Annotated in this window: 22 protein-coding genes; 11 read left to right on the forward strand and 11 right to left on the reverse strand. The window is 36.7% G+C overall.

Annotated elements, in window-relative coordinates; translation table 11 throughout:
* Positions 1–73 precede the first annotated feature (73 nt).
* The 7 genes from ACFWDE_RS15005 to ACFWDE_RS15035 all read left to right on the forward strand — a co-directional run bounded on the left by ACFWDE_RS15005 (position 74) and on the right by ACFWDE_RS15035 (position 7,857).
* Positions 74–1,027 (forward strand): excalibur calcium-binding domain-containing protein, encoded by a 954-nt coding sequence (locus ACFWDE_RS15005; RefSeq protein WP_377893124.1) that lies wholly within the window; start codon positions 74–76, stop codon positions 1,025–1,027.
* Positions 1,028–1,231: 204 nt separating this feature from the next.
* Positions 1,232–1,939 carry an iron-sulfur cluster repair di-iron protein gene (ric, locus tag ACFWDE_RS15010; protein WP_377893127.1) on the forward strand — a complete coding sequence of 236 codons (708 nt, stop codon included), beginning with the start codon at positions 1,232–1,234 and terminating at the stop codon, positions 1,937–1,939.
* Positions 1,940–2,463: 524 nt separating this feature from the next.
* On the forward strand, positions 2,464–4,869 hold the full coding sequence (gene nirB / locus ACFWDE_RS15015; protein ID WP_377893128.1) for an NADPH-nitrite reductase large subunit: 2,406 nt from the start codon (positions 2,464–2,466) through the stop codon (positions 4,867–4,869).
* Positions 4,870–4,883: 14 nt separating this feature from the next.
* On the forward strand, positions 4,884–5,201 hold the full coding sequence (gene nirD, locus ACFWDE_RS15020) for a nitrite reductase small subunit NirD (protein WP_377893131.1): 318 nt from the start codon (positions 4,884–4,886) through the stop codon (positions 5,199–5,201).
* A gap of 58 nt (positions 5,202–5,259) precedes the next feature.
* Positions 5,260–6,684: a uroporphyrin-III C-methyltransferase gene (locus ACFWDE_RS15025; RefSeq protein WP_377893133.1), complete on the forward strand. Its 1,425-nt coding sequence runs from the start codon at positions 5,260–5,262 to the stop codon at positions 6,682–6,684.
* Positions 6,681–7,391 carry a sirohydrochlorin chelatase gene (locus ACFWDE_RS15030; RefSeq protein WP_377893134.1) on the forward strand — a complete coding sequence of 237 codons (711 nt, stop codon included), beginning with the start codon at positions 6,681–6,683 and terminating at the stop codon, positions 7,389–7,391. The genes ACFWDE_RS15025 and ACFWDE_RS15030 overlap by 4 nt, the downstream gene beginning before the upstream one ends.
* Positions 7,384–7,857 (forward strand): precorrin-2 dehydrogenase, encoded by a 474-nt coding sequence (locus ACFWDE_RS15035; protein ID WP_377893135.1) that lies wholly within the window; start codon positions 7,384–7,386, stop codon positions 7,855–7,857. Before ACFWDE_RS15030 ends, ACFWDE_RS15035 begins: the two co-directional genes overlap by 8 nt.
* Positions 7,858–7,943: 86 nt before the next feature.
* On the opposite strand, the gene ACFWDE_RS15040 is transcribed toward ACFWDE_RS15035, so the two are convergent.
* The 7 genes from ACFWDE_RS15040 to moaA all read right to left on the reverse strand — a co-directional run bounded on the left by ACFWDE_RS15040 (position 7,944) and on the right by moaA (position 13,832).
* On the reverse strand, positions 7,944–8,141 hold the full coding sequence (locus tag ACFWDE_RS15040; protein ID WP_033710387.1) for a PspC domain-containing protein: 198 nt from the start codon (positions 8,139–8,141) through the stop codon (positions 7,944–7,946).
* Between the two features lie 300 nt (positions 8,142–8,441).
* Positions 8,442–9,611 (reverse strand): nitrate transporter NarK, encoded by a 1,170-nt coding sequence (gene narK, locus ACFWDE_RS15045; RefSeq protein WP_377893137.1) that lies wholly within the window; start codon positions 9,609–9,611, stop codon positions 8,442–8,444.
* Between the two features lie 80 nt (positions 9,612–9,691).
* The gene (moaD, locus tag ACFWDE_RS15050) at positions 9,692–9,925 is read right to left on the reverse strand and encodes a molybdopterin converting factor subunit 1 (RefSeq protein WP_377893139.1); all 234 of its coding nucleotides are present in this window, start codon (positions 9,923–9,925) and stop codon (positions 9,692–9,694) included.
* Positions 9,922–10,392 (reverse strand): molybdenum cofactor biosynthesis protein MoaE, encoded by a 471-nt coding sequence (locus tag ACFWDE_RS15055; RefSeq protein ID WP_377893141.1) that lies wholly within the window; start codon positions 10,390–10,392, stop codon positions 9,922–9,924. The genes moaD and ACFWDE_RS15055 overlap by 4 nt, the downstream gene beginning before the upstream one ends.
* 62 nt (positions 10,393–10,454) lie before the next feature.
* Positions 10,455–11,744, reverse strand: coding sequence for a molybdopterin molybdotransferase MoeA (locus tag ACFWDE_RS15060; protein ID WP_377893143.1), 1,290 nt, complete (start codon positions 11,742–11,744; stop codon positions 10,455–10,457).
* 43 nt (positions 11,745–11,787) lie between these two features.
* Positions 11,788–12,801: a molybdopterin-synthase adenylyltransferase MoeB gene (locus ACFWDE_RS15065; protein ID WP_377893145.1), complete on the reverse strand. Its 1,014-nt coding sequence runs from the start codon at positions 12,799–12,801 to the stop codon at positions 11,788–11,790.
* A gap of 17 nt (positions 12,802–12,818) precedes the next feature.
* Complete coding sequence (gene moaA / locus ACFWDE_RS15070) at positions 12,819–13,832, reverse strand: GTP 3',8-cyclase MoaA (RefSeq protein WP_377893147.1); 1,014 nt, start codon at positions 13,830–13,832, stop codon at positions 12,819–12,821.
* A gap of 396 nt (positions 13,833–14,228) precedes the next feature.
* Between moaA and ACFWDE_RS15075 the strand changes: the two genes are divergently transcribed.
* Positions 14,229–14,921, forward strand: coding sequence for a Crp/Fnr family transcriptional regulator (locus tag ACFWDE_RS15075; RefSeq protein WP_377893149.1), 693 nt, complete (start codon positions 14,229–14,231; stop codon positions 14,919–14,921).
* Between the two features lie 149 nt (positions 14,922–15,070).
* Here the strand turns inward: ACFWDE_RS15075 and narI are convergent, their stop codons facing one another.
* From narI to ACFWDE_RS15095, 4 genes are read right to left on the reverse strand one after another with little or no spacing between them, the layout of a single operon-like run.
* Positions 15,071–15,760, reverse strand: coding sequence for a respiratory nitrate reductase subunit gamma (gene narI, locus ACFWDE_RS15080; RefSeq protein WP_377893150.1), 690 nt, complete (start codon positions 15,758–15,760; stop codon positions 15,071–15,073).
* A 17-nt stretch (positions 15,761–15,777) separates the two neighbouring features.
* Positions 15,778–16,308: a nitrate reductase molybdenum cofactor assembly chaperone gene (gene narJ, locus ACFWDE_RS15085; protein ID WP_377893189.1), complete on the reverse strand. Its 531-nt coding sequence runs from the start codon at positions 16,306–16,308 to the stop codon at positions 15,778–15,780.
* Positions 16,309–16,327: 19 nt separating this feature from the next.
* Positions 16,328–17,803, reverse strand: a complete 1,476-nt coding sequence (gene narH / locus ACFWDE_RS15090) for a nitrate reductase subunit beta (RefSeq protein WP_377893152.1) — start codon at positions 17,801–17,803, stop codon at positions 16,328–16,330.
* Positions 17,793–21,479 carry a nitrate reductase subunit alpha gene (locus ACFWDE_RS15095; RefSeq protein ID WP_377893154.1) on the reverse strand — a complete coding sequence of 1,229 codons (3,687 nt, stop codon included), beginning with the start codon at positions 21,477–21,479 and terminating at the stop codon, positions 17,793–17,795. The genes narH and ACFWDE_RS15095 overlap by 11 nt, the downstream gene beginning before the upstream one ends.
* A gap of 709 nt (positions 21,480–22,188) precedes the next feature.
* Here ACFWDE_RS15095 and ACFWDE_RS15100 point away from each other — a divergent pair.
* From ACFWDE_RS15100 to ACFWDE_RS15110, 3 genes are read left to right on the forward strand one after another with little or no spacing between them, the layout of a single operon-like run.
* The gene (locus ACFWDE_RS15100; RefSeq protein ID WP_377893155.1) at positions 22,189–23,151 is read left to right on the forward strand and encodes an AAA family ATPase; all 963 of its coding nucleotides are present in this window, start codon (positions 22,189–22,191) and stop codon (positions 23,149–23,151) included.
* Positions 23,151–24,365 carry a DUF58 domain-containing protein gene (locus tag ACFWDE_RS15105; protein ID WP_377893190.1) on the forward strand — a complete coding sequence of 405 codons (1,215 nt, stop codon included), beginning with the start codon at positions 23,151–23,153 and terminating at the stop codon, positions 24,363–24,365. The genes ACFWDE_RS15100 and ACFWDE_RS15105 overlap by 1 nt, the downstream gene beginning before the upstream one ends.
* Positions 24,362–26,590 (forward strand): transglutaminase TgpA family protein, encoded by a 2,229-nt coding sequence (locus tag ACFWDE_RS15110; RefSeq protein ID WP_377893157.1) that lies wholly within the window; start codon positions 24,362–24,364, stop codon positions 26,588–26,590. Before ACFWDE_RS15105 ends, ACFWDE_RS15110 begins: the two co-directional genes overlap by 4 nt.
* Positions 26,591–26,648: the final 58 nt, after the last annotated feature.

Here is a 26,648-nt window from a genome sequence, read left to right on the forward strand (position 1 = left end):
GATATAAAACGTGTAATATCCAATAAGTTCCTATATAATCAATAGAGAAAATCTTACAAATGGAGGTATGAAAATGGCTATTTTGAGTAATATTGGTGTAGCTTTATTTTTGATTGCTATCATTCTTTTAATCTTATGTATCATTTCATTCTTTAAGAAAAATGGAAAAGCAAAACAATATGGTCGTCCAACTGTTATTCTTTTTATGATTTCAATTGTCTTAATGGTGACCGGCACAACAGAATCTGAACACCCAGTCGTCGAATTTTTTTCTACTTTAAGTTTCATTCTATTTATATTTTTCCTTGTTCTTGCAATATTATCTGTTATTAAGAAAACAGGTGTAGCAAAAAAACAATTTATAATTACAGCTGTTTTATTTGTCATTTTTGTTGCGCTATCAGGTATTTCAAGTCCTTCTTCTGAAAAAACGACAGCAACGAATAAACAAGTCGCTTCTAATAGTGAAGAGAAAAAAGATGACGAAAAGAAAAAGGAATTAGAAAAGAAAGAAGATGACGAAAAAACTCGTAAACAAGAAGATGAGAAACGTCAAGCTGAGGAACTAGCTCGTAAGCAAGAAGATGAGAAACGCCAAGCTGAAGAACTAGCTCGTAAACAACAAGAAGAGCAACAGCGTCAAGCTGAAGAACAGGCCCGTAAACAACAAGAAGAGCAACAACGTCAAGCCGCTGAACAAGCTCGCAAACAACAAGAAGAGCAACAACGTCAAGCTGCTGAGCAAGCTCGCAAACAACAAGAAGAGCAACAACGTCAAGCTGCTGAACAAGCTCACAAACAACAAGAAGAACAACAACGTCAAGCTGCTGAGCAAGCTCGCGTACAACAGGAACAACAAAAAGCACAGCAAACTCAAACACAACCGGCTGCTGGAAGCAATAGTAATACATATTTCAAAAATTGTACTGAAGTTAAAAATGCTGGGAAAGCTCCATTATATAGAGACCAACCAGGATATAGCTCTAAACTTGATCGTGATGGCGATGGAGTTGCGTGTGAAAGATAGTAATAAAAAAAGAAGCTTCTACTAAGCTTCTTTTTTTATTATCGTAAAGTATTGCGACGAATTACGCTTCCTCTTACTTAAATAAAACTCCTTTTATTATTCTCAAAAATGACACATAATAAGTGATTTAAATCACCACATTGATTTTAATTTATCGCTATTCTTGATCTAGATATTAAATTTAAACTCTATGGAGGCATTCATATGGAACATACATTTACTGAAACTTCTATTGTTGGTGAAATTGTTACACAATTTCCGAAAGCTAGTGATCTTTTTAAATCATATAGAATAGATTTTTGTTGTGGTGGAAATAGACCACTTATTGATGCAATTAATGAAAGAAATTTATCAGCAACAGAGGTAATCACAAAATTAAACACGCTTTATCATAAAACGAAACTATTAAACGAATCGGAAATTGATTGGAAAAATGCTTCTTATCGCGAATTGATTGATTATGTTATAAATAAGCATCATCGCTATTTAAATGAAGAGTTGCCACAGTTAAGTCCATATGTGACGAAAGTATTACGCGTTCATGGGGTAGGTCAGCCTCATTTAGCCCAAATTCATAAGCTATTTCATGAACTTAAGATTGAATTAGAACAGCATCTAATTAAAGAAGAAACGGAAGATTTCCCATTAATTTTAGAATTCGAACAAAATCCAACTGATGAAAACTATGTAAAATTACGTAAAGTAGTAGATGAGCTGGAAAATGAGCATAACCATGCTGGCAATATTATTAAAGAACTTCGTAAAGTGACCAATGACTTTACTCCTCCAGAAGGAGCTTGCGGCACCTATCGCCTTGTTTACCAGCGCCTTGAAGCTCTTGAATCTGATTTATTTGAGCATATTCATTTGGAAAATAACATTTTATTTCCGCGTGCAATTACAAAAGCATAATTACGGCGCAGGACATGAGCATTTTTACTCATGTCCTGCTTTTCATTTTGTAAAAACTATTCACACGTTCCCCCACCGTTTCACTGGACAGCTTGATATAATTTAATTTATCGAAGGAATATATCAGGTAGCATTAAGGAGTTGTATTTATGAAAGAAAAAATGATTAAAAAACATTTACGAGAGGTCTTCCTCTTTAAAGAACTTTCAGAAGAATAACTACAGCCTATTATGGAGAATTCTTCATTCCAAACTGATTATTCCTCCTTCCTCTCTTCTTTAATTCCACTAAAAAACATATTCTCTCATTAAGTAAAACTTCTAATCAATGGGAGTTTATTCATTCCCCTACAGACTATTAAGCATCCGTCTATCCTTTCGCTTCCCCCTTCACATACATCCGAATTTTAACAATTTGTGAATCATTATAAAAATGTGATAAATATCACATCTCCCCTTTTTTTGATTTTCTATAATAGAAATATAATTCTTTGTTCAACATTTCACATAAAAGGGGAAATGAATATGAAAAAACGTTTAGTTATGATCGGAAATGGTATGGCTGGAATACGCTGTATGGAAGAAATATTAAAACATGATAGTGATTTATATAATATTACTATTTTTGGAGATGAACCGCATCCAAACTACAATCGCATTATGCTCTCTCATGTTCTACAAGGCAAAACAAATATGAAAGATATCATTATGAACGAATATAGTTGGTACGAAGAAAATGGGATAACTTTATATACAAACGAGAGAGTTCAAAGTATTGACCGAGAAGAAAAGGTTATTGTCACAGAAAAAAGTCGTACTCTTACATACGACAAACTCATTATCGCAACAGGTTCTAGTGCTTTTATATTGCCTATTGAAGGTTCCGCCCTTTCCGGTGTGACAGGGTTTCGAACAATTGAAGATACACAATTTATGATTAATACCGCTAAAGATAAGAAAAAGGCCGTTGTCATTGGTGGTGGATTACTTGGTTTAGAAGCAGCAAGGGGCCTCATTGACTTAGGAATGGACGTACATGTTGTTCATTTAATGCCGAACTTAATGGAGCAACAACTAGATTCCAAAGCTGCTTCCCTACTGCGTGAGGATTTAGAGGCGCAAGGCATGAAGTTTCTTATGGAAAAGAAAACTGTGAAGATTCTTGGTACAGACCATGTTGAGGCTATTCAATTTGAAGATGGTGAAATTGTAAATTGTGATTTAATCGTCATGGCTGTCGGAATACGTCCGAATACTCAAATAGCAAAAGATGCTGGCTTAATTGTAAATCGCGGCATTGTAGTCAATGACTACATGCAAACAAATGAAGAATCAATTTATGCGGTTGGAGAGTGTGCAGAACATGACGGTATTGCATATGGACTTGTTGCTCCCCTTTATGAACAAGGCGCAATATTAGCAAAGCATATAACGAATTTACAAACTGATGGATATGTGGGTAGTATCGTTGGTACACAATTGAAAGTTGCAGGTTGTGATTTATTCTCTGCTGGCCAAATTTATGAAGATGATCAAACGAAAGCAATATCAATCTTTGATGAATGTAAACGTTCCTATAAAAAAGTATTGATTCGTGACAATAAAGTCGTTGGTATTGTTTTATATGGTGATACTGCTGATGGTACACGCCTCTTTAGCATGTTAAAGAAAGAAGAAGATATACAAGAATATACATCCGCTTCCCTTCTTCACAAAGCTGGTGAAGAAAGTGAACTTAACGTTGCTACTATGAGTGCTGATGACACTGTTTGCGGTTGTAACGGTGTTACAAAAGGTGCAATTGTTCATGCAATTTTAGAACAGGACTTAACAACTTTTGAAGAAGTTAAAGGATGCACGAAAGCTGCAGGGTCTTGTGGGAAATGTCGCCCACTTGTTGAACAAATTTTATCTCATACACTTGGAGATGCTTTTGATGCCTCAACGCAATCTACCGGTATGTGTGGATGTACAACTTTATCACGTGATGAAGTCGTAGCGGCGATTCATGAGAAAGGTTTAAAATCACCAAAAGAAGTACGAAATGTACTTGGTTTTGTACATGAAGACGGATGTTCGAAATGTCGTCCTGCATTAAACTACTATTTACGTATGGCGATTCCGAAAGAATATGCAGATGATAAATCATCCCGTTTCGTTAATGAAAGAATGAACGGTAACATCCAGCATGATGGTACATTTTCTGTTATTCCACGTATGTACGGCGGAGTTACAACAGCAGATGATTTAATGAAAATTGCTGAAGTCGCAAAAAAATATAATGTTCCTCTTGTGAAAATTACAGGTGCGAGCCGAATCGGTTTATATGGTGTTAAGAAACAAGATTTACCTAACGTATGGGCTGACTTAAATATGACTTCTGGATATGCGTATTCAAAATCCCTTCGTAATGTAAAATCATGTGTTGGTTCTCGTTTCTGTCGTTTCGGTACGAAAGATTCATTAGGGCTTGGTATGCTACTTGAACAATCATTAGAAATGGTAGATACACCTCATAAAATGAAAATGGGTGTAACGGGTTGTCCACGTAACTGTGCGGAAGTACTTACGAAAGATTTTGGCGTTGTTTGTGTCGAAAATGGATATCAACTGTATATCGGCGGAAATGGTGGTACAGAAGTACGTGAAGCTGATTTTGTAATGATTGTTCCTACTGAAGATGATGTTCTTCGCATCGCTACAGCTTACATGCAATATTATCGTGAAACTGGTATTTACGGTGAACGTACTGCCTATTGGACAGAACGATTAAGCTTCGATCACATAAAAGAAATACTACAAGATACAAGTATGATCACTATGTTAAATGAGCGTTTCCAAACAGCTCGTAGCACATATACAGAAGCATGGGGACAAGCACTTGAAACGAAGTCACTAAAAGCGATGTATGAAGTAGAAACTGTAAAATAAGGAGCGTGCACTATATGTTACAAACGAAAGAAAAAATAAAAATTATGCGTGCGGAAGACCTTCCTATTCAAATTGGTAAAGAGGTGCAAATGAAAGGTATGTCTATCGCCCTATTTCGTCTCTCAAATGGCGATGTTCGAGCTGTAGAAAATCGTTGTCCTCATAAAAACGGTCCATTAGCCGAAGGAATTGTATCTGGGGAATTCGTCTTTTGCCCACTACATGATTGGAAAATTTCATTACTAACAGGTGAAGTTCAAAAACCTGATGACGGTTGTATTCAAACGTACGAAGTAGAAGTTATTGACGGGGATATTTATCTATACATGTAATCGACAAAAGGAGGCCTCCCCTGGCTTCCTTTTAAATAAAAATAGATGAGGTGCGAATATGAACGGATATGTATATTTAGTTGGTGCAGGACCAGGTGATGAAGGGCTTATTACAAAAAAAGCGATAGACTGCTTAAAGCGTGCAGATATTGTCTTATATGACCGCTTATTAAATCCTACCTTTCTTAATTATACGAAAGAAACATGCGAACTTATTTATTGCGGAAAAATGCCGAAAAATCATACTATGCGACAAGAAATGATTAACGCCCACCTCCTTCAATTTGCGGAAGAAGGAAAAACCGTTGTACGCTTAAAAGGCGGGGATCCATCTATTTTTGGCCGTGTTGGTGAAGAAGCAGAAACTTTAGCAGCAGCGGACATTCCGTATGAAATTGTACCAGGTATTACATCTAGCATCGCCGCTAGTAGCTATGCAGGTATCCCCCTCACCCACCGTAACTACAGTAATAGCGTCACTTTACTAACTGGACATGCAAAAGGTCCTTTAACCGATCATGGAAAATATAATTCATCCCACAACAGCGACACAATCGCCTACTATATGGGTATAAAAAACTTACCTACAATCTGTGAAAACTTACTACAAGCAGGAAAAAAAGAAGATACGCCAGTAGCAGTCATTGAATGGGGTACAACAGGAAAGCAGCGCGTTGTCATAGGGACACTAGCAACCATTGTTCATAACGTCAAAACCGAAAATATTTCTAACCCTTCCATGACGATTGTTGGTGATGTCGTTTCCTTACGTAACCAAATCGCTTGGAAAGAACGTAAACCATTACACAGCAAGAAAGTTTTGTTTGCATCCGCAGCAAATAAAGAAAGTGCAATAAAACAAATGTTACAAGAATACGGTGCAGAAATATATCAAATTCCAACTTTCAAAAAGGAAAAATACACATTAACCTCTGAACAAGTCAATGAAGTTTTTAGCGTTAATCGCCTTGTATTTTGTTCAGCTGAGAGTGTAGAAATCTTGATGCAATCATGTAGTAAACATCATAAAGATATTCGTTCCTTACAGGCAGAACCGCAATATATGAACGGTGCCACTCAAGAAAAGCTGATGCAATATGGACTATTAAGTAAACAAGCACAGTTTTCTTCCGATACAACTGTTTATTTAGGCCGGAATATTAATCGAATTGCTTTCATTCAAGAAAAAATTGGTGCTGGATCTTATATGATGACTCATGAGTATACAATTGATCATCGCTTCGATGAAATTCATTCCCGTATGCTTTCTGAATTCTCATGGGATAGCATTGTATTTGAAGGACGTGCTTCAATTGATACGTTTCTATCAGAAGTAAAACGCCTTGGCTTTATAGATATTCTTACTCTTCCCTTCTCATATACCGATGTTCCAACTTTACACTATGCGAATAAAGTCGGGTTTCATAACGTAGATCATCAATTACAAGAAATCGTTATGAAGAAAGACATGGTGGCACGATGAAAGGAATTGTATATGTTGGACACGGTAGCCGACTACAAGAAGGTAACGAACAATTCATTCACTTTATTCACTCTGTTATGAAAGAACGTAACGAAAGAATTCAAAAAATAGCTTTTCTTGAACTAACAACTCCTACCATTCATGATGCAGTTACAGAAGCGATACTAGAGGGAGCAACTGAAATAATGATTGTACCTGTTTTATTATTTGCGGCAGCTCATTATAAACGTGATATTCCTTTTGAAATAGAGCAAGTGCAAAAGAAATATCCACATATAACATTTTCAGTTGCGCCACCTTTTAGTACGCATCCGCATATGGTTGAACTTGTAGTGAAAAGAATACGTGAAACTATACCAATGCAAAGTAGTAGCGTTTTACTCGTAGGACGAGGTAGTAGTGATCCTCAGCCTATTTATGAATTACAACAAATTGGAGCAGCTGCCGGACGAAAACTCGGTATGCCAGTATGTTGTTCCTTTTTAACGAAAGGAACTCCCTCGTTTACTGCTGAGCTCAGGACTATAACATCGACTGCGTCCCATGTATATGTCATGCCGTACCTTCTCTTTACCGGTTTGCTGCTTCAAAAAATTAAGTTGCATACCAAAAAGTATGATCACGTTACGACTTGCAACTGTCTTCAATTTGATGCATATATGAAGGCAGCTTTATTAGAACGAATGGAGGAATGTGCGTATGTATAGCATGTACCCTCTTATGTTTAATCTACATAAGAAAGTGGTCGTTATAATTGGCGGAGGTAAAATTGCATATCGAAAAGCGTCTGGATTAAAGGATACAGGCGCTTTTGTCACCGTTGTCAGCCCAGAGATTTGCGAGAAAATGAAGGAACTTCCTTATATTACATGGAAGCAAAAAACTTTTACGAATGATGATATTAAAGATGCTCATCTTATTTATGCAGCTACAAATCATTATGCTGTCAATATGATGGTCAAACAAGCTGCTCATGATTTCCAGTGGGTTAACGTTGTAAGTGATGGTACAGAATCATCCTTTCACACACCTGGTGTCATCCGAAATGATGAATATGTTGTCACTATTTCAACTTCAGGTAAGGATCCATCGTTTACAAAACGTATGAAGCAAGAGTTAACTTCTGTCCTTCCTAATCTTATAAAAAGACTTTCTCGTACTCGCAAATTGTAATCTATTTCTTAGCTATAAAATATTAATTAACTTTGGACAAACGTTCTTTGAGAGACGTTTGTTGAATTAGCTTTGATTTTATACATTTATCCCTTAATTTCTTTATCTGTAGGCAAAACAATTGCAGCTATTATATAAATTAACACTGTTATTCCGCTAGTAAAAAAGGCTGACAATGCAGTTACTATTCGAAGGATACTAACATCAATTCCATACTTATCACTTAAGCCACCTAATACACCTGATACTTGTTTATCTTGAGTAGACTTATATAATTTTTTCATCTAAACACCCCGATCAAATTAAATATTTGTATTCTAAAAATTAGTTCTACCTTTGGAAGAGATTTAACATTTCTTCAACTAACCTGCCCTTTAATTGAATAACACCTGTTATCTATATTTTAACATAAAATTCCATAACTCTTCTGTTTTTCATTTTAAAACCACACTATTTTAGAAAACAAGCTTTTGTTAAGATAGTGATAGTAAATGTAATTATATCGACTTAACGATAAAACATGACGAAGCCTATTCCTAAAAGAACCGTCCCAGAATACTTTGGGACGGTTCTTTTTTCCCCTATTAATTATTCTTTAACATCACTAACAGCTTCTCTTGACTATACATCCACACTGTAATGATTAAACAAGCAAGTGCTACTTCTGACAACGCCATAAACCCAATTGCATAATGGCCTGTCAGTTGGAATAGTAATGTTAAAATTAATGGTGGGAAGAACCCTCCTAGTCCGCCTAAAGCTGATACAACTCCATTTACAATCCCTGCTTGCTCAGAGAAGTACATTGGAACAAGCTTAAAGATTGTACCATTTCCAATACCTGCACAGAATGCAACTAGTAGGCAACCAAATGTATACACGTTCATACTAGGCATTAATGATAAAATAATACCTGAAAGTGTTAAACCGATAAATACGAAGATTAATATTTTAAATGGATTAAATTTATCACCAAGCCAACCACCAATTGGGCGCATGATTGTTGCTAATACGATGAATCCAGCTGTCCGCATACCTGCATCTACTTTCTCTAATCCGAAGTGAGATACTAAAAAGTTTGGTAAATATACTGTAAATGCAACAAATGATCCAAATGTTAAAAAGTAAAAGATACATAGAAACCAAAGTTTTTCATTTTTATATACACCTTTTATTTGTTCCATTAATGGTGTATTCACCTTTTTTTCCTTACGATCGCCTAATAAAAAGTTCATAAGTGCAAATGCTGCAAGTAAAACTAAATAACACTGTACTGTCGTTCTCCAGCCAAATGAAGTTGCAATGACAGGTGCTAAAAATGAAGTAATTGCTGTTCCGGCGTTACCTACACCATAAATACCATTTACAAAACCGTGACTCTCTTTCGGGAAGTATTTCGGTAAAGAAGTTACCCCTACAGAGAATACAGCCCCACCAATCCCTACAAATAAGCCACCAATAATTAAATCCATCATAGAATTGGCAACACTAATATAAAAGACAGGGAATAATAATAGAATAAAACTAATAAAGAATAACTTTCTTGCTCCGAAACGATTTGTCCAATAACCAATTGGAATGCGAAGAATAGAACCTAAAATAACCGGTACTGCTGTGACCATAGAAATTTCTCCCGCAGTTAATGGAATATCCGCTTTAATATATGGCATTAATGATGATAAAATGACCCATACCATAAAACCGATAACTAGATTAGAAGTTTGTAAACTTAATTGAAAATTAGGACTTTTCATCCTGTTCCCTCCTATGTATGCATAGTTATATTAATTCCCTCCAGTCTAATCACGTACTCACATGATTAGACTGAAAAGAATCAACCACCACTTACTGGCGGAATCATTGCTACTACATCACCAGTTTGAATGATGTCGTCCTCATTTGCGTATTCTTCATTTATAGCGACCATAATCTCGTTTGAAATTGCTACGTTGTATTTCTTTATAAGAACATCCTTTAGCTCAGCAACCGTAATATTTTCACAATCTATTTGCAAGGCCGGCTTACTTACTTCTTCTTGCAAATGTGCAAATAATAGTACTTCAATCATGTTCTCATCTCCTGTTCAGGTTCACCATTTACATATGCTGTTTTCTCTAACTGATCACCTATCCATGACTCACCATCTTCCCAAAACTCTTTCTTCCAAATCGGAACAATTTGTTTTATACGCTCCATAATATACTCATTCGCTTCATAGGCCGCTTTCCGATGTGGTGTAGCAACAGCTACAACAACAGCAAGATCAGAAATTTGCAATGTACCAATGCGATGTGTAATTGCCACATATGTCCCCGGCCATTTCTCTTCTACTTCGGTACCAATTTTCGCAAGCTGTTTTTCCGCCATTGTCTTATAAGCTACATACTCTAAATATAGTGTACGACGTCCTTTCGTAAATTCTCTGACAGTACCAATAAAAGTAGTAACTGCACCACACTCACGTCGAATTACTTTACTTGTAACATCTTCAATTGAAATAGGCGTATCAATTACTTCATAATACGTATGTGTCATCTTGCACCTCTTATCTTTGTATAAATCATAATCCGCGAAGAAGCCATCAATCTATTTTTCTATTACTTGTACGATCGAGGTGGTTCTTCCCATGGCCACTCGCTTCCTACGTTTGATTCTAATAACAGTACCGAAACAGCTATTCCTGCTTCAAATCCTCGTGTTCCGCCCGGTAAAACGATAAATGCATTCGCTTCTGCAAGTGAAGAAATTGCACTTGATTTATCTAAGCCAACTGGTGTAACTTGCAATTGGCCATCTACAATTTCAACTCTCCCTCTTACAAAACGAGTAAATGGGTTTGCTTTCGGAAAATCTTTCTGTAAAATCGCTTCTGCACGATATACATGCGAATCTTTCCTATGCAAGTATGTTCGAATTACTGGTCGAACATATAGTTCACATCCGACATAACAAGCAGAAGGATTACCAGATAGACCAAATAATAGTTTTCCTTCTAGCTCAGCTACAGTTGTCACGCTTCCTGGTCGCATCGCTATTTTATTGAAAAGTACATTAGCTTGTAATCTCTCATAAATAGCAGGTAAATAATCATAGTCCCCTACTGAAACACCACCAGTTGTAATTAAAATATCGACTTCTTTCATTGCTCTTTTTACAGTGTTATAACACGTCTCTAAATCGTCAACGAATTGTCCATAATACCGTACGACTCCACCTGCTCGTTCAACTTGAGCAGCAATCATATAGGAGTTACTATTTCGAATCTTGCCTTGTTTCAGTTGTTCATGTACTTCGAGCAGTTCACTTCCTGTCGTTACAATTCCAATAATCGGCTGTCTTACAACATGTACTGAACTATAACCAAACGTAGCAAGAAGCGCCGCTACTCCAGGGTTAATAGGAGTTCCTTTTTTCACAAGGATGGCATTTTGTTTTACATCTTCCCCTTTAAAAGAAATGTTATCACCAGACGCAAAAGAGCGTTTTAATTTCATATAAGTCTTTTCGTTTTCTTCAAACGATTCCGTTAGTTCTAACATAACAACAGCATTACACCCCACTGGAATCGCGGCTCCTGTCATAATACGTACAGCTTGAAATGGTTTCACTTCTTCTGTAAAAACAAAACCTGCTCCAATTTCACCAATCACCTCGAACTGAATGGGGGTACTGCTACTTGCTTCTTTTGTATCTTCCGCTCGAATCGCAAATCCGTCGTATGGAGAGCGATCAAAATGCGGAACATCATGATCTGCAACAACATCTTCTCCAAGGATTCGTCCATAACTTTCTATAAGTGCAACCTTTTCAGTTTCACCTCGATGAGCGTACTCCATTACACGCGCGACTGCTTCTGCCACTGGAATTGGTATACGTTTTTCTAACATTCTTTTTTCACCTCGTTTTGATAGGGAAAAACTTTCTTTATGTTCACCCTATATACTTTGCGTATAACCGTTTTGCCATTTTCAGATCATTAGTCCCATGAATAAACGCCCTACCGTCTGTAAATAAAACAAAACTATAGTCATCAATTAGAAACGATAGTAAATATGGTGTTTTTTTGACATTCACACTTTTTTGTAAGCGCTTTTGAATTTCTTCTAAATTAAGAATCCCCTTTACTCCCGGACGGATTTGAACCGTATTCCTTCCGCATAGCACTTCTGTTTTCATCTGTGATTCAAACGTTAAACTTGGATACGTGCGTAAATTTCCACAAGATGGACATGTACTTTTTTTCTGCCTATTTACTTTTAATGAAAGATATTGATTGTTCCAAATATCAAATGATAACATTGTCCCTCGTAACGACTGAAAATCATCCACCAATATTTTCATAGCTTCTGTTACTTGGTGAGCAACGACCATTTGTACAGCTGGCTGAATGATTCCTGCTGTTTCGCATGTTGCACCGCCCATAGGATGATCCATTAGGCAGCGAAAGCATGGCGTTTCCCCTGGAAGAATCGTATACGTTACACCGTAACCTCCAATGCAACCACCGTATATCCAAGGTATATTTTCTTTTTGTGAAATGTCATTTATAAGTAGGCGCGTATCGAAATTGTCAGTCGCATCTAAAATAAGATCCACTTCTTTTGTTAACTCTTCCATTTCTTGCATTGTGACATCCGTTACAACTGGTACAATTTCCACTTCAGAATTAATCCTTCTTAAATGTTCTGCCGCTGCAATTGCTTTTGGTTTACACTGCTGTGCATCTTCTTCTGTATATAACTGTTGCCGTTGTAAATTACTCCATTCGACGTAATCACGGTCTGCGATTGTCAATTTCCCAATTCCCATCCTAACGAGCACTTCCGCATTTGCGGCTCCAAGTGCACCCGCACCGATTAGGAGCACATGTTTTTCTCTTATTTTTCTTTGTCCCATTTCACCAATTCCAGAAAACAATACTTGCCTTGAATAACGCTCCTGCATATGGAATCCTCCTTTCGTTATCCACCAATGTAAGACATTTCAACTTTTGGACGTTTATTTGTACTTTCAGCCGTTCTTTCATCTGAATACCGATCTTTCCTAAACTCCCATGTATGTTGTAAAATTTTTAATAGTGATGCATCAGAAATATTTTCTCGAAGAAGCGTTCGTAGATCCGTTCCTTTTGTTCCAAATAAGCATGTGAAAAATTTACCGTCTGCCGAAATACGAGCTCTCGTACAAGAAGAACAAAATGACTCAGAGACTGAAGTAATAAATCCAACTTCTGCGTTGCTCCCTACATATCGATATAATTTTGCAACTTCTCCAAAGTAACGAGGTGTAACAGGCTCAATCGGATATACACGATTAATTTTCTCTATTAATTGTTCCTTCGTAATAACTTGTTCAAAGTTCCATCCGTTCGTACTGCCCACATCCATAAACTCGATAAAACGGAGCTGAATTTCTTGTTCTTTAAAATAACGAGCCATAAGAAGAATTTGACTATCATTCATCCCTCTTTTTACAACCATATTTACCTTTACTTCTAATCCAGCTGCCTTTGCTGCTTCAATTCCTTTCAATACAGGTTTTGTACTTACATTTCGTCCATTAATTTTTTGGAAGACATGATCCTCTATCGCATCTAAACTAATATTTACACGTTTTAATCCCGCTTCTTTTAATAGCTTTGCTTGTTTTGCTAAATGAATACCGTTTGTTGTGAGACCAATATCCGTTAAACCTTCTAGCTTTGCAAGCCTTGCAATTAACTTTGGTAAGTCTTTACGTAATAAAGGTTCTCCACCAGTAAGTCTAATTTTATTGACTCCCATACTTATAAATAATCTAGCTAATCTTTCTATTTCATCGAATGTTAATAAAAACTCTTCCTGTAAAAAAGCATAATCAGGTCCGAACACTTCAGCTGGCATACAGTATGTGCACCTAAAATTACAACGGTCAATAACTGAAATACGTAAATCTTGAAGTGGCCGTTCTAAAGAATCTCTCATCTTCTCGTGCATCTATATCCCTTCTTTTCTACTCAAATCCTTAGTAAGTTTTCAATTTTTTTATTTGCCTTTATTATAAAAAAGAAGCTACATATTCAATGTGACTTTTCTCACATTACTTTCCCCATTCAACAAATCTTCACAAATCCGTTCGAATTTTGTTCACATCTCTAGCCTCATTCTCTTTACACATTGAAATTTCCCATTGTGTTTCTTGTTCTCTTTTTCCAACTAAAAAAACGTAGAGTTATATATAATTCCTTACTACAAGTAGCTTTTTAGAAATTTGAGATTGTTTCCCCTTACGGTCATTGAAATTTCACTTTTTTTAAAAATAGCTCTTGCATTTTCATCATACTTACACTCAAAATAGGAAATGTATTGCTTATAAGAAGAAAGGTGATCGCTGTGGCAAACAGTATGACATTATCTCAAGATTTAAAAGAATTACTTGCATCTGTTGAATATAAAATGCAGATAAAAAAAGGAAGTTTTATTTTTCAAGAAGGTATGGAAGCAACAGATCTCTATATCATCCACTCAGGAAAAGTACAAATTAGTAAACTAAGTGCTGACGGGCAAGAATTAACACTCCGTATTTGTTCGCAATATGACATTATTGGAGAACTAACATTGTTCACGGACAATGCGAAGTATTTATTAAATTCAAAATGCCTTGAAGATGTTGAAGTAGGCGTTATAAAGCGTGAAGCCTTAGAAAAAGCATTACTCCAAAAACCCGCACTTGTATTTGAATTTATGAAATGGATTAGTGAACATTTAAGAAGAATGCAAACGAAGTTCCGAGATTTAGTATTACACGGCAAAAAAGGTGCCCTATATTCTACTCTCATTCGTATGACAAATAGTTATGGTATGTTAAAAGAAAATGGGATTCTCATCGATTTACCATTAACGAATCAAGAACTTGCAAATTTCTGTGCAACTTCGCGTGAAAGTGTAAATCGAATGTTAAATGATTTGAAAAAAAAAGGTACGATTTCTATTAATAAAGGAAAGATTACGATCCATGATTTACAATTTTTAAAATGTGAAATTGCTTGTGAAGATTGCTCTGCCTCTGTTTGTAGCATCGAGTAGCATCTTATATAGATGCTACTCTGTTTTCATATTAAGCTACTTATTAATTTTCACGTACACGGCTGTTACCTTATATTAACAAAAACGAGGCCTTCCATATTAGACCTCGTTTCGTTTTACCCGCTAGCTCCTATCCGCTTACAGCAGTATTATTTTTTCAATTCATTAGGAATACGTCTTCTGTAAATTACATAGCTGCGGCTTACATATTTAATTGGGGCACTAAATACATGTACAAGTCTTGTAAATGGCCATACTGCGAAAAGCCCCATCGCTGCAATAATATGAATTTTAAACCATACAGGTACTTCCATCATATATTCAACTTTCGGTTGGAAAATAAAGAGACTTCGGAACCAAGGGCCAATCGTTGTACGATAATCAAATCCTTTTGAGTCGATATTTAAAAATGTTGAAGAAAGTCCTGCTAACATAACGATAAGTAATAAAATAAGCGCAATATAATCTCCCGTTGTACTCGTTGCAATGATGCGTTTTACTGTTACACGGCGGTACGTTAATATAATTAAGCCGATGATAGAAGCAACACCCGCCGGAAGCCCGAAACTAATTGCTACTACATGATACATATGCTCAGAAATACCTATTGAACGGTATACAGCCTCTGGAATTAAAATCCCCATCACATGACCGCCAATTACGAACATGATCCCAAAGTGGAATAATAGACTTCCGATTCGGAGCATTTTCTTCTCTAATAGTTCACTAGATTTTGATGTCCATCCAAATTGATCATAGTTGTATCTGAAAATATGTCCACCGATAAAGATTGCAAAAATGATATAGGGAAACAACACCCATAGAAATTGATCCATCATTTTGACAACTCTCCTTTCTAATTTGTCTGTACACCCCATGTATCGATAGCGAGGAGAATAGCTGCAAGAATTGGTTCATACATACTGTCTGCTTCTTTCAACTGAACGTGTAACGCTTGTATATTTTCCTTGTATTTACTCATAATTGGCTCACTATCTTGCTCATTTGCATTTGCAAAAAACTCAAGCAAAAGCGGTAAATAATCAGGTAGTTCTTTATCTGTTACTTCAAAACCAGATTTTTTATAATGCTGTTTTAACTCTAATAATTCAATACCTCTTTCTCTTTGTTCACCTGTGTTCATATAAGTTAAATACATATTTGTCTTTTTACCAAAATCAAATGTATATACGTAACAATCAATTAATTGATCGTTCGTTTTATCTAGTGCTTGTTTTATAAATGCTGTAAGTGCTGCTTTAACGTCTTCCTGTTCAATTGCTTCAATCTCTTCTTGTAATTCAGTTAAAGCTTCTCCCCACCCAAGTTCCGGATAGGAGAGAAGAAAAGAAGAACAAGAAAAAGCAGTTTGTAAACTTTGTTTCATCATTTTCTGCCCCCTTTATTTAAGAAATTGTCATGCAAGACCCTGGCCCACCTGTGAAGGATAAACCACAGCTTCCTTGTTCACTATATAGATCAGCAACTTGTTCACGGTGAGATGTCGGGATGACAAAGCGATCTTTATATTTCGCGATAGCAAGAAGACGATACATATCTTCTACATCCTGTTTCGTTAAACCAATTTCTTTTAATACTGCTTCATTTGGTTCTTTATTAATTTGCAATGCTCTCATATGCGTTCGCATGACAGCCATTTTTTTCAATGTAAGACGAATGTGGGATTCATCTCCTGCAGTGAGTAGATTCGCTAAATATTGAATTGGGATACGCATATTATCGATAGCAGGGAAAATCTCTTCTGCTTGCCAGTTACTACCTTTCCCTTCCACCATATTCATAATTGGGCTAAGCGGTGGGATATACCAAACCATTGGCATTGTACGGTACTCTGGATGAAGAGGCAGAGCAATTTTCCAATCGATAATCATTTTATAGATTGGTGACTCTTGTGCTGCTTTAATCCATTCTTCAGGAATGCCTTGTTTTTTCGCTTCAGCTGCTACTTCTGGATCATTGGGATCTAGGAAAACAGTAAGCTGAGATTCATATAAATCTTTTTCATCTTCAACAGAAGCTGCTTCTTTCACTTTGTCAGCGTCATATAGCATTACCCCAATATACCGAATACGTCCTACACATGTTTCCGAACAAATCGTTGGCATACCAGCTTCAATACGTGGGAAACACATTGTACATTTTTCTGCTTTATTCGTTTGCCAGTTAAAATACACTTTTTTATATGGACAAGAAGATACGCAGAACCTCCAAGCACGACATGCATTTTGATCCACAAGAACAATCCCATCTTCTTCACGTTTATACATCGCACCAGATGGACAAGAAGATACGCAAGATGGATTCATACAATGTTCGCATATGCGTGGTAAATACATCATAAAGACATTTTCAAAATCTGTTTTAATTTCTTCTTCCATTTGCTTTACGTTCGGATCTTGTAATCCTGTTATATGTCCGCCTGCTAAATCATCTTCCCAGTTTGGACCCCATTCAATTTTGTCGATAAATTCGCCCGTAATTGCTGATTTTGGACGAGCAACTGGTTGATGCTTACGCTGCGGGCTGTTTGTTAATGTTTCATAATCATAATTCCAAGGTTCAAAGTAATCATCGATTGTTGGTTGATCTGGATTATGAAAAATGTTCATAAGACGCTTCATTTTCGAACCCGATTTCAGCTGAATTTCACCATCTTTCAATTCCCATCCGCCTTTGTATTTCTCCTGATCTTCCCATTGTTTCGGATACCCAATGCCTGGTTTCGTTTCTACGTTATTGAAGTACATATATTCAGCACCTGGACGATTCGTCCAGGTGTTTTTGCATGTTACGCTACAAGTGTGGCAGCCGATGCATTTATCTAGGTTCATTACCATTCCGACTTGCGCTTTAATCTTCAAGCCAATCTACCTCCTTCAGTTTACGGATTACGACATTTAAGTCACGCTGGTTCCCAGTCGGACCATAGTAGTTAAATCCATAGCTTAATTGGCCATACCCACCAATCATATGTGTTGGTTTAACATGAATACGGGTTGGACTATTATGCGTTCCCCCGCGGGTGCTTGTTAATTTTGTACCAGGCACGTTAATGTGGCGATCTTGCGCATGGTGCATAAATGCCATTCCTCTCGGTATACGGTGCGTTACAACAGCACGCGCTACGACAACACCGTTACGGTTAAAGCATTCAATCCAATCATTATCTGCAACGCCAGCTTCTTCCGCATCATCTTTATTCATCCAAACAGTTGGACCACCTCTAAACAGCGTTAACATCGGCAACGAATCAAAGTACATACTATGAATCGACCATTTATTATGCGGTGTTAAATAGTTTAGTGTAATCTCTTTTCCTTCTACTTCCGGTCTAGATTTACGGAAAGGTTTATGTTGTAGAATTGGTTTAAATGTTGCCATCGTTTCACCAAACTCTTTCATCATGTCATGATCTAAATAGAAAGATTGTCGACCAGTTATCGTTCTCCAAGGGATAAGACGCTCAACATTTGTTGTAAATGGTGAGTAACGGCGTCCACCTTTTTCAGAACCTGTAAAGGCTGGAGAAGTAATTACTGTTTTAGGCTGTGCTGTAATTTGTTCAAACGTGAAGCATTCTTCTTCACGTTCTTCTGCTAAATCACGTAGTTTTAAATCGGTTTGTTTTTCAAGTGCTTCCCATGCTTTTACAGCCATATGACCGTTTGTTGTAGAAGAAAGTGTTAATACCGCCTCAGCAGCATTGATTGCTTCTTTTATGTCTGGGCAACCTTTCGCAATAGAATCCGTTCGAATAACTCCTAAGCGACTCTTTAATTGCTCATATTCTTTTTCTGCTGACCAAGAAATCCCTTTCGTACCAATCGGTTGTTTTCCAGCATTTGGTCCAAGCGCTGTCATTTTGTCATAAATCGTTTTATAATCTCGTTCGACAACATGAATTTGCGGCATTGTTTTACCTGGGATCGGTTCACACTCACCTTTACTCCAATCTTTAACCTTACCTAGTGGTTGCGCTAATTCTTGCGGTGTATCGTGAAGAAGTGGTGTTGCAACGACTTCTTTCATTGGTTCAAGATCGATTTTCTTCGCTAAATCTGACACAGCTTTAGAAAGAGAGGTGAAAATATCCCAGTCAGAGCGTGCTTCCCACGGTGAACCGATTGCTGGATTAAATGGATGTACAAATGGATGCATATCCGTACTGCTTAAATCATGCTTTTCATACCAAGTTGAAGCAGGTAAGACGATGTCAGAATAGAGCGCTGTTCCAGCCATACGGAAATCTAAATTAATGAGTAGATCAAGCTTCCCTTCTGGTGCGTCCTCATGCCACTTAATTTCTTCTGGTCGTATTGAATCACTATCGTCATTCATTAATCCATTTGTTGTACCTAATAAATGTTTTAAGAAATATTCGTGGCCTTTACCAGAACTTGAAATTAAGTTGGCACGCCATACGAATAAGTTGCGCGGGAAGTTGTTTTTGTTATCTGGATCTTCAATCGCAAATTTTAGTTCTTTTTCTTTTAGTTTTTGTGCAACGTATTTTCCGATTTCTTCTTGCGTTGTTGCACCAGCAGCAACAGCTTCTTTATATAATTCAATTCCATTTTTCTCGAACGTTGGATAGGAAGGTAACCAGCCAAGTCGTGCTGCTAATACATTGTAATCACCGTGATGTTGATAACGAGAGTTGCCCTCAATTGGTGATGCTAAATGTCCAACCGGTGTATCTTCATAACGCCATTGATCTGTTACGAAATAGAAGAAAGATGTACCGTTTTGTAATTTCGGTGGCCCCTGCCAATCTTTTGCCATCGCGATTGTTTGCCATCCTTCTGCTGGTCGTAACTTTTCTTGCCCAACATAATGTGCCCAACCACCGCCGTTTACACCTTGCGCTCCAACGAGAAGAACAAGATTTAAAACTGCGCGATAAATCGTATCAGAATTAAACCAATGGTTAATACCGGCCCCTACAATAATCATCGAGCGACCATCCGTATCAACTGCGTTTTGTGCAAACTCACGAGCGATTTGAATAATAAGCTCTCGTTTCACTCCTGTCATTTTCTCTTGCCATGCAGGTGTAAATGGTACATCATCATTGAAATCTTTCGGCTCTTGTCCGCCGAGCCCTCGGTTCACGCCGTAATTTGCTAACGTTAAGTCGTATACAGTTGTAACGAACACTTCGCCTTCTTCTGTCATAATTTTTTTCACTGGAATTGTACGTTCTAATACTTTGTTTCCATCATCTGAGAAGTACGGAATTTGTACCGTTCCAACAGCGTCTTCCATTCCAAGTAAAGAAAGACGTGGATCTATCTTTTCACCTGTTTGTTCATCTTCTAAACGCAAATTCCATTTCTTTTCGTTATCCCAGCGTGACCCCATTGTGCCATGAGGTGTTGCAAAATCGTTCGTATTTTCGTTCCAAAGAACAGGCTTCCATTCTCCTAACTTTGTTTCACGTCCAATATCAGTAGCATTTAAGAAACGATCAGCGACGAATTGATCTCCTTTTTGTTTCAATGTGACAAAGAAAGGAAAATCAGTATATTGCTTCGCATACTTTGTGAAGTATTCCACTTGATTATCTACGTAAAATTCTTGTAAGATCACATGCCCCATTGCCATCGCAAGTGCACCGTCTGTACCTTGCTTCACACTAATCCAATCATCGGCAAACTTTGTAGACTCAGCAAAGTCAGGACTCACAGAAACAACTTTCGTTCCTTTATATCGAACCTCTGCTAAAAAGTGAGCATCTGGTGTTCTCGTCATCGGTACATTTGAACCCCATGTCATAATGTATCCAGAGTTATACCAGTCACTACTTTCTGGTACATCTGTTTGATCACCCCAAATTTGCGGAGAAGCTGGTGGTAAATCAGCGTACCAATCATAGAAGCTAAGCATCGGCCCACCTATAAGTTGCATAAAGCGGCTACCAGCTGCATGACTTAACATCGACATAGCTGGAATTGGTGAAAAACCAACATTTCGGTCTGGACCGTATTTAATTACTGTGTAAAGTAATGAAGCAGAAATAAGTTGTAATACTTCATCCCAATTCGCACGAATAAATCCGCCTTTACCACGCGCCTCTTTATAAGCACGTGCTTTTTCAGGATTTTCCACAATGCTTTTCCAAGCATCTAGTGGTGACTTATGATTCTGTAATTCCTCTTGCCACATACTCCAAAGAACACCACGTACATATGGATATTTAACACGAAGCGGACTATAAATGTACCAAGAAAAACTCGCTCCACGTGGACAGCCTCGTGGTTCAAAATCAGGCATATCAGGACCTGTTGTTGGATAATTAAGCTCTTGCCCTTCCCAAGTTACAATTCCATCTTTCACATAAATATTCCAACTACAAGAACCAGTACAGTTCACACCATGTGTAGAACGGATTACTTTATCATGCTGCCAGCGTTTTCTGTACACATTTTCCCATTCACGATCTTCATATGTTTCTTGTGTATGATTATCGTTATAACGATCTATTGGTGAAAAATATTTTAAACGTCTCATTAGTGCTGAAGGTTTCTTCTTCATCATGTTCACTCCTTTAATACGTCTCTCTTACATACCCTTACTATAAGAGAGGTTGTAAAATACAGATGTGACATTTCGCACAGTTCAAGAGATTGTCATAAATTCATTTGGAAATCGGTTTAAGGGGAAACATTTGTAAGTAAAGATTACTTTGTTTTGTTGTGAGGATTTCGGTCAGCCGTGAGCTTATTAGGAGAATAGTATTTGGAGGATTCACCTTTTTTTGCATAAGAAAAAACGCAGGAGAAATTCCTACGTTTTTATATAAATATATTAAAAAGAGTTTTGATACTACTTCAATAATGCTATAAGGAATTTACTTTTCTTCAACGATACTATTATCAAGACGTATTTTATATAAAGTGAAACTTTAATCAGCCCGCAAATAGAGGGATAAAACTACAAATCATTATTTACTGTATTGCTCTTAATTACGGAAACAATTATACTAAATGTAATCTGCATATATAATCTGAATATTCATAAAATTATGAGTAGGATTACCTTTAAGGACATAGAAAGTATAAAGTATATCACCATGATTTTTTATCATTTAAGTTTTTCCCTATTTATATAAGTTCTCAATATGAACTTATATAAACCATTACTACTTACCTCTTAGATTACTATCATACTGCATTAAAATGAAGGAACTCATTTTCTTTAACATAAAAATGAATTAGAAAAAGATAATAAAATTAGGAGGATTACGATGCCCCAGCTTGATTCATTACATCCCATTGTAGAAAAAATAATCAACAATATTGAAAAATTAATGGTCGGAAAACGAAAAGAAACGATTTTAACCATGACAGCTCTTTTAGCTGAAGGTCATGTACTATTAGAAGATGTTCCCGGTGTCGGAAAAACAATGCTAGTACGCACTCTTTCTAAATCAATTGACGCCGATTACAAGCGGATTCAATTCACACCTGATTTATTGCCGTCAGATGTAACAGGTGTTTCTATTTATAATCCAAAAGAACTCCAATTTGAGTTCAAGCCTGGACCAATTATGGGGAATTTTGTACTTGCTGATGAAATTAATCGTACATCTCCAAAGACACAATCTGCCTTACTTGAAAGTATGGAAGAAGGCACTATCACAATAGATGGCATTACAAGATCGTTACCAAAACCTTTCTTTGTCATGGCTACACAAAATCCGGTCGAATATGAGGGAACATATCCTTTACCAGAAGCTCAACTCGATCGTTTCTTGTTGAAGCTAAAAATGGGATATCCTACACCCGAAGAAGAATTTGAAATTTTAAACCGGATGGAAAAAACAAACCCACTCTCCCATTTACAAGCTATTACAACAATAAAAGAATTACTTTATTTACAACAAAGCGTACGGGAAATAAGTATGGACAAAGCAATCAAGCATTACATTGTAAAGCTTGTTAATCAGACTCGTTCTTATAGTTCTATACAGCTAGGTGCAAGTCCACGTGGCTCAATTGCTTTAATGAAAGCTTCACAGGCTTATGCATTCATCCATGGCAGAAATTATGTTATTCCAGACGATGTTAAATTTTTAGCTCCTTACGTTTTAGCTCACAGACTCATTCTAAAAATGGAAGCAAGATTTGAAGGAATAACAGGAGAACAAGTTATCGCCAAAATCGTTGCACGAACTACCGTGCCGACTCAAAGGACGAAGAACCTTTGATGAAGCGACTACTACGAGCACTATATCACGTTACGAAGTTATTGCTAATCCCTTTATGCGTAGTCTTAACATTTGTGTACGCTATGCTTCAAGGAGGATTTGTAAGTTGGTTTTTGTTTTACAGTACGATTCCTATTGGCCTTTATTCACTACTACTCCCCTTCTATGCTTTACGGGACGTTGAAGTAAAACGAATAACAAACCAAAATAAATATGCAGCAGGAGAACAATTTGTAAGCACGATTACAATAAAAAGAAAATTCCCTTTCCCCTTACTTTATTTAGTTATAGAAGATGAACTGCCACCACCATTTACAAGTTGTAGACAAGCAAAGATGAATAAGGTCATACTCTTTCCAGGATTGAAACGAAATATTTCGTTTCAATATGTTATTGATACAATCCCTAGAGGAGAGCACACTTTTTTAAGCGTACGTGTCAAAACTGGCGATTTATTCGGTATGATAGAGAAAGAAGTAACTTTTTCAGTTCCAGATACATTTTTAGTCTATCCCCAGTATGTAGATATAACGTATCGACAATTGGAAAATCATTTCGAACAAGGAGCGCTTTCAGCAAATATAAATTCAGCAAAAGACTCTACAGTCTCTGTCGGTGTCAGAGAATATAAACCTGGTGACCGCTTTTCATGGATTGATTGGAAAGCAACTGCACGAACAAACAATATTATGACGAAAGAGTTTGAACAACAGCGCAGCAATAATATCATGATATTTATGGACAGAACCGAGTCCCCTCTATTCGAATCAGTCGTAACGTTTACTGCCTCTATTGTGAGGGCTGTCTTGAAGCAAAATTCACCAGCGTCATTCGTGTCTGTCGGAAAAGAACGAACTATTTTCCCATTAGACAATGGAGATACTCAGTTGCAACAAATCTTTTGTCATTTAGCGAAAGTACAAGCAGACAGTGTATTCCCGCTCTCCCAGAGTGTAGAAATGGAATTAAGAAAAATGTATCAGCCCGTAACGATTATACTCGTGACAAGCGATCTTTCTCCCGATATTCAAAAGGCGGCTGACTGTGCTGCTATAAAAAATAGAAAATTAATGGTGTTTGTCGTGAAAGAAAAAGCGAATCAACTCTCACATCGAGAACTAAGTATACTAGAAACTCTACAAAAACGAAAAATATTTGTAAACGCGGTTTATGAAAATCGGTATACAAACGTGTTTTTTGAGGTGAGCATATGATAACATTACAAACAAAATACCGATGGGATATGAGCAGATTCTTCATGCATGTATGTGCACTTCTTCTTTTACTAGAATGGCTAAGACCCCTTATAGGTATTACAAACGTAGGTAGATTAGATATTTTTGTAATATTTATAGGAATTTGCTTCACTCTCTCTTTTTTTCAAACGAGGTGGAAAATTCCAATAAAGATCGTCACAATCTTATTCATCGTTCATTCCTTGTATTATAAAAATTCTTTTATAAATCCATTTTGGCTAACAACATTTTTTTCTGATCTTTCTCGAAATTTCTCCCTGTTTTTCCAAGGGAATTTGCTAGATATTTCTCCAGTTTTTCCAACAATTTTATTTTTTCTATCATTTTGGTTTTTGAGTTCTTTCATCTCTTTTTGGATGATTCATAAAAAACGTGGGTTGTTATTTCTTGTATTGACTATTATTTATATCACAACTTTTCATAACTTACATTTATACAATGCAAACTACGCTATTATTCGTACTGTTGTCATCGGCTTTTTTATACTTAGTCTTCTTCGAATAGAACGAATAAAAGAGATGGAACACTTACAAAATTATGCTAGAGAAATCTCAAAATTACTTAGACCTCTTACAATATTTATTGTATTGTCAGCAACCATCGCATACTTTGCTCCAAAATTCGGCCCTCAATGGCCAAACCCAATGAATTTTTTAAAATTCAACACATCCGAAGCAAGTAAAAAACAAGAAGTTTCTACAATTGGGTATGGTTTAGATGACTCGCAATTAGGCGGTCCTTTTAAGGCGGATAATACAATTGTTCTTACAGCACAAACGCAAAACAAACAATATTGGAGAGTAGAAACAAAAGATTTTTATACAGGAAAAGGCTGGGAGGTTTCTGAAAAGCCGAAAAAGGTTTCTTTTAAAAATAAAAACGACGTCTTGAGTTGGTACGAACAAAATACAAAAACGGAAACAACCGAAGCAACCATCACCATGCAAAAAAGTGATCCTCACCTTACCTATCCAGCAGGATTAGTATCAGTTGAGACTTCTTCTGATGTATCATACAGTGTTGACCCATTTTCAGAAAAAATCTATACGATGCACGGAGACTCTTCTACTACTTTAAATTCGTATAAAGTAACATACGAGATCCCGGAGTTTCCCATAGAAAGCTTGAAAACTGTAAAAACGAATGAAGGCCATGAAGCGAGTTCTTATTTCATGACAAAGTACACACAACTTCCCGAATCATTACCGCAGCGAGTAAAAGACTTGGCTGTCAATCTTACAAATAATAAAGACAACCGGTATGATAAAGTATTAGCTATTGAAAATTACTTCTCAGACCATTCTTTTGTATATGAAACAACGAATGTCTTATTTCCTGCAAAAAACCAAGATTATGTAGATCAATTCCTTTTCGATACAAAAAGCGGATACTGTAATAATTTTTCGACGTCTATGATTGTGTTACTTCGTTCTGCTGGGATTCCAGCACGCTGGGTAAAAGGCTATACAGAAGGAACTCTTGAGAATACAATTGCTGAAGGTGAAGGTGAGAATGTTTATACAATCGCGAACAATAACGCACACTCTTGGGTCGAAGTATATTTTCCAGGATACGGATGGATTCCATTCGAACCAACAAAAGGATTTACCAATCCCTATAATTTTATAAATAATACGCCTGCTCCTATTTCACAAAATAGCGAAGCAAATAATTCTAATAACGAGCAAATACACAAACGGAATAATGAAGCAAAGCTCAAAAGTTTAATAGAAAATACAGAAGAAGCTCCTACTAAAAAGATCACAAATTCTAAAAATGGATTTTCTTGGTGGTACGTATTCCTCTCTACGATACCGATTAGTATTATAGGATACATTCTCTTCACCACTAGAATGAAATGGATTACATTTTTTATTATTCTTTTCTATAAATATCGAAAAGATGATGCTGTTTATCCAAAAGCTTATGGTGCTCTTTTAAAACAGTTTGCGAGAATTGGCATACCACGGGGTGAAAGTCAAACATTCCGAGAATACGCTCTCCGCATCGATACACTTTACAACTCGGCCGATATGCAACAACTTACTTTCAGTTATGAGAACGCTATGTATCAAAACGGACAGACCGCAGCCGAATGGAAGAAATCCGTACACTTATGGGAAGTGCTTATGAAAAAAGCAGCTTCTCTACCTAAATCAAATGAATTCGATACAGTGATTTAATCTTGATAATATGAGTTTAAAGAAAACACCTCAAAGACTAAGAGCTACTTTGTTCTTT

Source organism: Bacillus sp. NPDC060175 (assembly GCF_042728695.1).
GTDB lineage: Bacteria > Bacillota > Bacilli > Bacillales > Bacillaceae_G > Bacillus_A.

What these genes read in the sequence shown, in the direction of transcription:
- ACFWDE_RS15005 (WP_377893124.1), top strand. Translation starts at nt 74, where the DNA reads ATGGCTATTTTGAGTAATATTGGTGTAGCTTTATTTTTGATTGCTATC.
- ric (WP_377893127.1), top strand. Translation starts at nt 1,232, where the DNA reads ATGGAACATACATTTACTGAAACTTCTATTGTTGGTGAAATTGTTACA.
- nirB (WP_377893128.1), top strand. Translation starts at nt 2,464, where the DNA reads ATGAAAAAACGTTTAGTTATGATCGGAAATGGTATGGCTGGAATACGC.
- nirD (WP_377893131.1), top strand. Translation starts at nt 4,884, where the DNA reads ATGTTACAAACGAAAGAAAAAATAAAAATTATGCGTGCGGAAGACCTT.
- ACFWDE_RS15025 (WP_377893133.1), top strand. Translation starts at nt 5,260, where the DNA reads ATGAACGGATATGTATATTTAGTTGGTGCAGGACCAGGTGATGAAGGG.
- ACFWDE_RS15030 (WP_377893134.1), top strand. Translation starts at nt 6,681, where the DNA reads ATGAAAGGAATTGTATATGTTGGACACGGTAGCCGACTACAAGAAGGT.
- ACFWDE_RS15035 (WP_377893135.1), top strand. Translation starts at nt 7,384, where the DNA reads ATGTATAGCATGTACCCTCTTATGTTTAATCTACATAAGAAAGTGGTC.
- ACFWDE_RS15040 (WP_033710387.1), bottom strand. Translation starts at nt 8,141, where the DNA reads ATGAAAAAATTATATAAGTCTACTCAAGATAAACAAGTATCAGGTGTA.
- narK (WP_377893137.1), bottom strand. Translation starts at nt 9,611, where the DNA reads ATGAAAAGTCCTAATTTTCAATTAAGTTTACAAACTTCTAATCTAGTT.
- moaD (WP_377893139.1), bottom strand. Translation starts at nt 9,925, where the DNA reads ATGATTGAAGTACTATTATTTGCACATTTGCAAGAAGAAGTAAGTAAG.
- ACFWDE_RS15055 (WP_377893141.1), bottom strand. Translation starts at nt 10,392, where the DNA reads ATGACACATACGTATTATGAAGTAATTGATACGCCTATTTCAATTGAA.
- ACFWDE_RS15060 (WP_377893143.1), bottom strand. Translation starts at nt 11,744, where the DNA reads ATGTTAGAAAAACGTATACCAATTCCAGTGGCAGAAGCAGTCGCGCGT.
- ACFWDE_RS15065 (WP_377893145.1), bottom strand. Translation starts at nt 12,801, where the DNA reads ATGCAGGAGCGTTATTCAAGGCAAGTATTGTTTTCTGGAATTGGTGAA.
- moaA (WP_377893147.1), bottom strand. Translation starts at nt 13,832, where the DNA reads ATGCACGAGAAGATGAGAGATTCTTTAGAACGGCCACTTCAAGATTTA.
- narI (WP_377893150.1), bottom strand. Translation starts at nt 15,760, where the DNA reads ATGATGGATCAATTTCTATGGGTGTTGTTTCCCTATATCATTTTTGCA.
- narJ (WP_377893189.1), bottom strand. Translation starts at nt 16,308, where the DNA reads ATGAAACAAAGTTTACAAACTGCTTTTTCTTGTTCTTCTTTTCTTCTC.
- ACFWDE_RS15095 (WP_377893154.1), bottom strand. Translation starts at nt 21,479, where the DNA reads ATGATGAAGAAGAAACCTTCAGCACTAATGAGACGTTTAAAATATTTT.
- ACFWDE_RS15100 (WP_377893155.1), top strand. Translation starts at nt 22,189, where the DNA reads ATGCCCCAGCTTGATTCATTACATCCCATTGTAGAAAAAATAATCAAC.
- ACFWDE_RS15105 (WP_377893190.1), top strand. Translation starts at nt 23,151, where the DNA reads ATGAAGCGACTACTACGAGCACTATATCACGTTACGAAGTTATTGCTA.
- ACFWDE_RS15110 (WP_377893157.1), top strand. Translation starts at nt 24,362, where the DNA reads ATGATAACATTACAAACAAAATACCGATGGGATATGAGCAGATTCTTC.